Origin of the sequence: Streptomyces sp. NPDC008125, assembly GCF_042957125.1 — a bacterium.
GTDB lineage: Bacteria > Actinomycetota > Actinomycetes > Streptomycetales > Streptomycetaceae > Streptomyces.
On the sequence record NZ_JBIBHR010000003.1, the window covers coordinates 291,436 to 297,435 of the forward strand.

The 6,000-nt window shown below is 69.1% G+C and carries 6 protein-coding genes; 5 read left to right on the plus strand and 1 reads right to left on the minus strand.

Annotated elements, in window-relative coordinates:
* Positions 1-163: 163 nt before the first annotated feature.
* A complete protein-coding gene (locus ACFZAX_RS06590; RefSeq protein ID WP_390959712.1) occupies positions 164-832 on the minus strand; it encodes a hypothetical protein in 669 nt (222 codons plus the stop codon).
* A 323-nt stretch (positions 833-1,155) separates the two neighbouring features.
* On the opposite strand from ACFZAX_RS06590, the gene ACFZAX_RS06595 reads away from it, so the two are divergent.
* The 5 genes from ACFZAX_RS06595 (at position 1,156) to ACFZAX_RS06615 (ending at position 5,878) form a co-directional block, all read left to right on the plus strand.
* Positions 1,156-1,665, plus strand: a complete 510-nt coding sequence (locus tag ACFZAX_RS06595) for a DinB family protein (RefSeq protein ID WP_390959714.1) — start codon at positions 1,156-1,158, stop codon at positions 1,663-1,665.
* Positions 1,666-1,751: 86 nt separating this feature from the next.
* The gene (locus ACFZAX_RS06600; protein ID WP_390959716.1) at positions 1,752-2,666 is read left to right on the plus strand and encodes an IS982 family transposase; all 915 of its coding nucleotides are present in this window, start codon (positions 1,752-1,754) and stop codon (positions 2,664-2,666) included.
* A 153-nt stretch (positions 2,667-2,819) separates the two neighbouring features.
* Positions 2,820-3,086, plus strand: coding sequence for a hypothetical protein (locus tag ACFZAX_RS06605; RefSeq protein ID WP_390959718.1), 267 nt, complete (start codon positions 2,820-2,822; stop codon positions 3,084-3,086).
* Positions 3,087-4,098: 1,012 nt separating this feature from the next.
* Complete coding sequence (locus ACFZAX_RS06610; protein ID WP_390959720.1) at positions 4,099-4,935, plus strand: hypothetical protein; 837 nt, start codon at positions 4,099-4,101, stop codon at positions 4,933-4,935.
* 301 nt (positions 4,936-5,236) lie between these two features.
* Positions 5,237-5,878, plus strand: coding sequence for a TetR family transcriptional regulator (locus ACFZAX_RS06615; RefSeq protein ID WP_390959721.1), 642 nt, complete (start codon positions 5,237-5,239; stop codon positions 5,876-5,878).
* Positions 5,879-6,000 lie beyond the last annotated feature (122 nt).

The following is a 6,000-nucleotide window of genomic DNA, read 5'->3' on the forward strand; positions in this document are numbered from 1 at the left end:
ACGGCCAGGTCTAGGGCTGTTCCATGATCCGTGGCGGCGCCTGTCCTCCTCGGCACTCCCGGGCGCTGAGTCCCACGTCCCGCGATGGGGTGGGCGTCGTGACACGCTGCGCCTGATCGTTCCCCCCACCCCGGAGACATGGCTGGTTGTCGCCCTCCGATGGTCATCGAGGAGGGTTGTTTCTCCGGGGTCGACCGCTCTGCTTCCCCGCGTCGGGAAGGCAGACGTGCGCCGGCTGCACGACGTGGGTACACAGCCCGCACCAGTCCTCGTCCCGCCACGCGCCCCCCGTCACCGCGTGCCGTAGCGCGTCGACCGTGGCCGCCAGGTTCCCGGCCCGCTCCGCGAAGCAGCGCGCGATCCATATGTCCTCTCCGCCCCACCACACGTGAAGCTCCAGATGCATCGCAGTCCCGCTGCCGACCCACCACCTGTCGGCGGGCCCGGTTGCCTCGACGTCGAGTGCGGGGAGGCCGTCTCCGATGACTGTCGGCTCCTGGCCGGGTTCGGTGGCGACTGCGAAGGTCGCATGAGGCCAGTTCCGGACCTGTAGCACCTGGGCGTGGGCCTCCAGGCGCTGAAGGACGCTGCTGTTGACGATCCTGGTACGTCCCGCGAGCGTCATGGCGGTGCGCTGGTCCGGGAGGATGTCCACCGGCCAGGTCCGGTCACCATCGAGGATGCCTCGGAAGGTCCAGCCGTCGATGCCGAGGTGGATGGTGGCCTCGCCGTCCAGGCCGTGTTCCATGCCGTTGGAGTTGAGGAGCGGGTACCACAGGCCGCCGTAGCGTTCCTCGAAGCCAATCATCGCCTCGACGGCCTCAGGCGGCACCGCTGCCTCATTCCCGTCGGAAGTCTCCGCGCGGGCCAGTGCACGTATGCGGTCGGCGGGCATCTCGTGGCTTCGCCGTGCCCGCGCCAGGAGAGTCGCGACGCGGGGCGACAAGCAGGGGTCATCAAGGATGTGCACGACCACACGCTAGATGATCGATTCCAAGGGGTAGTTGCGGCTGCGGGGTCCAATGAGTCTGTCAAATTCCTGTGTTCGGCGTCCTCTGTGGGAACAATCAGGTCCGGTTGACGGCCCTCGTATGGAGACAGTCGACGGGATTAGATACTGGCCCTCAATGCAGGCACGGATGAGGAGCACGACCAATGACCAGCGACAATCGCATAGGACCGCCCCATTTTGGCAGCGAACGCGACATGCTGCGGGCTTTCCTCGACTACCACCGCGCAACCCTCGCCATGAAGTGCGAAGGGCTTACCGACGAGGAGCTGCGGCAGCAGTCGATGCCGCCGTCCACGCTTTCGCTGCTCGGTCTGGTGCGGCATATGGCGGAGGTGGAGCGTGCTTGGTTCCGTCGGGTGTTCGAGGACAACGACGCGCCTATGGTCTGGTCCGACAAGATCGACTTTCAGGCAGCGTACGACGCGAGTGCGTCGACCAGGGACGAGGCGTTCGTGGCCTGGGATGCCGAGGTGGAGAACTCGCGCCGTATCGAGCGGGAGGCTGAGTCCCTGGACCAGGCCGGGTATCAGCCACGATGGGGCGAGGAGGTGTCGCTGCGGATGGTGATGGTGCACGTGCTTCTGGAGTACGGCCGCCACAACGGGCACGCGGACTTTCTGCGTGAAGGTGTCGACGGGACCGTGGGCGCCTGAGTCCGCGGGAGACATCGATCTCCACCTGCTGATCCGTTCCGGAGAATCGCCCGCGGGGCTGGAAGGAGGGAGTTCAACGTCAGTGTGTGAAGACAGAGTTGGACTCCCTGGCCACCGCACTCTATGTGAAGACCGACGACCTGCTGAAGGACTCACCGCACCTGGCGCCCTGGCGTCCGGCGGTCGGGATCGCCCCGCAACTGGCCGATGTCGAGCTGGTCACACTCGCGATGATGCAGGCCATGCTGGGCTTCACCTCCGAGGCCAAGTGGCTCCGCCACGCCCGCGCCCACCTGCGGCATCTCTTCCCCTACCTGCCCAATCAGCCCGGCTACAACAAGCGCCTGCGCAAGGCCACCGAGCTGCTGCGGCAGGTAACCCGGGTGCTGGCAACCGACACCTCGGTATGGAGTGATGACGTGTGGATCGTGGACTCCACGCCGGTGGAGTGCGGACGCTCCCGCGAGACCGTCAAGCGCTCCGACCTGGCCGGATGGGCCGAGTACGGGTACTGCGCTAGCCACAGCCGCTTCTTCTGGGGCCTGCGCCTGCACCTGGTGTGCACCCTGCAGGGCCTGCCCATCGCCTTCGCCCTGACCGGGGCCAAGGCCGACGAACGCGAGACCCTGCTGGACCTGCTCGCCGCCGAACCGGAACTGGTCGCCGCCCGGGCCGGGCAGACGCTGATCGGCGACAAGAACTACTTCGGCCGCGCCTTCGAGCACCAGTTGGCCGAGCAGGACATCCGGCTGCTGAGGCCGGCCCGCAAGGGCGAGCCGGAGCGGGCCGGGGCACCTCTGTTCAAGCCGTTGCGGCAGGTCATTGAGTCGGTCAACGAGACCTTCAAGGGCCAGCTTGACCTCGAACAGCACCGAGGCCGCACACCGGGCGGCGTGGTCGCCCGCGTCATGCAACGCCTCCTCGCGCTGACGGCCGCGATTTGGCACAACGACCACACCAGCCAGCCCGTCCTACGCTCACTGACCGCCTACGACCACTGACCCCTTGGAATCGATCATCTAGGCCGGCGGGAAACCCGAGTGCGTCTGGTCCTGGTCCGGCCCGCGAGGGCATGGTCCGAGATGTGATCCACCGGTTCGACGAGAACGGCCCGGCCTGCCCGGATCCTCAGTGGCCGGGTTGCCGTCCGTCGGGTGAACGGCGATGCCGGCCCGATGCCGGGACAGGCGAAGAGGAAGCGACGGCTGGAGGCCGGGCGGCGGCGTACCGCTGCCCGTACCGCACCTGGGGCGGGGCGGTGGGTCGTGGTGCTGGAGACCTCCGACCAGGCGGAGTTGAGGGCGCACCTGCGCAGCCTCCGGGAGGCGGGGGTCGACGGGGAGATGCGCCGGATCGACCACGCGTGCGGACGTCTGCTGCAGGAGAGCTCCTACCGGTTGAGCCGGTTTGTGGGCGCCTGACTTTCGGGGCGTGGAGAGGCGCCGAGAAGCGCGGCGGTACCGCGGCCCATGCGGCATGGCCCGTTCGGTGGGTGGCGTGCCGCGGTGCGGGTGGTGGTGCGAAGTCCGTGTTCACACGCAGGGGTTGTTCTCGCCGAAACCTGGACAAGCGTGCCCACGGCGTGATGTACCGTGATCGCGTCATCACGCTCAGTGCGCCCGCGGGTGCACGGAGCGGCCCCCGGAGGTGCAGACACACCGATCCGAGGGCCTTCACCACGAGTGGATAACTGAGGAGTCCACAGCGATGCTTTGGCATGCTATCTCGCCGGTATCGGGCACCGGGCGGCGTTCGGGCGGGCTGGTCGGCTCGCGTCGGATGAACAGCGACGCGAAGATCATCATTTTGTACATGGAGAGTCTCCCGGGCATGCAACGGCCGCGGCCGTTGGGTCCGTTGCGGGACTTCGCGCGGGATGCGGGAATCGAGCCCGGGCCGTACCAGAGGGCCAAGAAGTTTCTGAGGCGTGAGGGCTACCTCCATGAGTGGCGGTACCGGCGTACGGGCGGCCGGTGGGCCACGGCGCAGATCCTGTCGAACGCGCCGAGTACGCGGCAGCAGGCGGAGGAGTACTGGGAGCACTGCGGGAAGTACGCGGACCTGGACGACGAGGAGATGGGCGAGGGCCCCGGGCCCTGCGCGGACCTCGCATCGCCGCAGGTCGCGCCGAGTGACCACTTCCCGGCGACCGGAGTTCCGGGTCCCCCGTCGGTCGGTGGTTCCCCACCTCACGTACAGACTTCGGGGAACTCATTCCCCCTACCTACCCTGCCTGTTCGGATTTCGAAAAGTGAACGAAAAGCGTACGGAAGCAAGTTCGGGAAAGTCTCGCAATTCACCGAGGAGGAAGGTGCGGGATTCTGGGCGGAGCCGCCGGAGTGGCTGACCGATCTGGAGCCGGAGCTGCCGGAGAAGGGAGAGGAGCGGGGCGGGCCGGAGGGGATGCGCGAGCGAGGGGCGGGGGCCGTCCCGGTGCCGGTCCCTGCGCCGCCCGCGCCCGTACCGGTGGTGCCGGTGCCGGTGCCGGTGCCCGTACGCGTACCGGCGCGGGAGCCGGTACCCGCGGGCGGGCGGGCGCCCGAACCGGAGCCGGAGGCGGAGCGGACCCCGCGGCGGAAGCCGCAGTCGCAGCAGAAGCCGGTGGAGGAGTGGGGCGCCGAGGAGGTCGCGGCGGAACGGGTGCTGCTGTCGTTGGGGCGGGCGTCGAGCCAGTTGCGTCTGGGGGTGCAGGAGGTGCGGCAACTGGTCGATCTGGCGGCGGAGTGGATGCGGCGGGGGGTGTCGGCGGCCGAGCTGAAGCGGACGCTGGTGTCGTTGCTGCCGGAGGGCGGGGTGTACTCGCCGCCGGGGTTCGTGCGGAAGCGGTTGGAGGCCAAGATGCCTGCTCCGCCCGCGTATTTCGCTGCCGAGACCGGTGCGGTGGCCGTGGACGCGTCGCGTCCCCAGGGTGCGCGTCCCCAGGGTGCGCGTCCTCGAGGTGCGCGTCCCCAGGGTGTGCGTCCCCAGGGTGTGGAGGAGAAGCCGCCGTACGAGCCTCCGCCGCCACTCGTGACCTGTGAGGGGCCGGGCGACGAGCACGTGTTCCGGGCGACGTCCGGAGAGGTGTTGTGCGGCCAGTGCCGGTCGGCGGAGGCGTGGGCGGCATGGGCCGCCCACCGGGAGGCCGTCGCCCGGGCCCGGGGTGAGGACGGGCTGACCGGGGACGGCAAGGGCGGGTGGCGTGATGTCCACGTCGGTGCCGTCGCCCCGCCCGGTACGCAACACGATCCGGCCGAGGAGGTCGCGGCCTACGCCGCACTTGAGCGGTGAGGCCGCACGCGACGACTCGCCCGGCCGCGCCGTGGGTGCCGTCGGGAACGTCTCACTCGTCCGAGCGGGTTCGTCGCGATTTCCGTGCAGGTCTTCGAATTCACCAGCGATACAAGGCGGGTTGGGCGGGTTCTTTCGTACGGTGTTTCGTACGTCAACGCTTCCGCGTTCGAAAGCTGCATGGGTGGCAGAGTGTGGCGTTTCGCCCATCGGGCGTGTTGTGCGAGGACAATGACTCGGGCGGTTCGATAGCAGAGGCGACGACCTGGCCCTCTCCCGCGTTTCTGCCTAAGGAGGACCGGTGACGGACAGCTGGGGGACTCTGGGAACCGAGTCCGTGGACAGGATTCGTACACGGGAGCGCGCCCAACTGCTGGACGCGGCACGCGCGATGTTCGGCACCTACGGCTATGCGCAGACCACCGACGAGGAAGTCTGTGACAAGGCCGGTGTTCCGGTGTCGATGTTGTACGAGGAATACGGCTCGCTGGAAGGCCTGTTGATCGCCCTGCACGACTGGGTGACGACCAAGGGCCTGCGTGCCGCCGAGAACGCCATGATGGCCGAGGGCATGGACGAGTGCTCGATGGCCGAGCGCACGAGGGTCCTCTTCGACGCCTATGTGAAGGCGGTGACCGAGGACCCCCGCGAGGCCCGGGTGACCTTCGTCGAGGTGCTGGGCGTGAGCCGGGCGGTGGACGCGCACTGCAAGCGGTGGCGCGACGTGTGGGCGCACTGGCTGACCGGCGAGACCCAGCGCGCGGTGGCGCGGGGCGAAGCGGAAGAGGGCGACCACAAGGCGGACGTGCTCGTCATGGTCGGTACGGTCCACGAGCTCATGGCCCACCACACCCGGCGGTCCCGTCGGGCCCGCCCCGAAGAGGTCTCGCGCGAGCTGTGGGAGTTGGCGCTGTCGATGCTGGGGACGCAGCGCGCGGGGTGAACGCCCGTCGTGACGGTCTCTGGTGACGTGGGGGGGGGGCGCGGGGGGGGGCCCCCCGCCCCCCCCCCCCCCCCCCCCCCCGCCCCGGGGGGCGCCGAGGCCGCCCGGCTGCCGATGGGCCC

Excerpts from the sequence above, each read along its gene's own strand:
- ACFZAX_RS06595 (WP_390959714.1), top strand. The coding sequence starts at position 1,156 with ATGACCAGCGACAATCGCATAGGACCGCCCCATTTTGGCAGCGAACGC.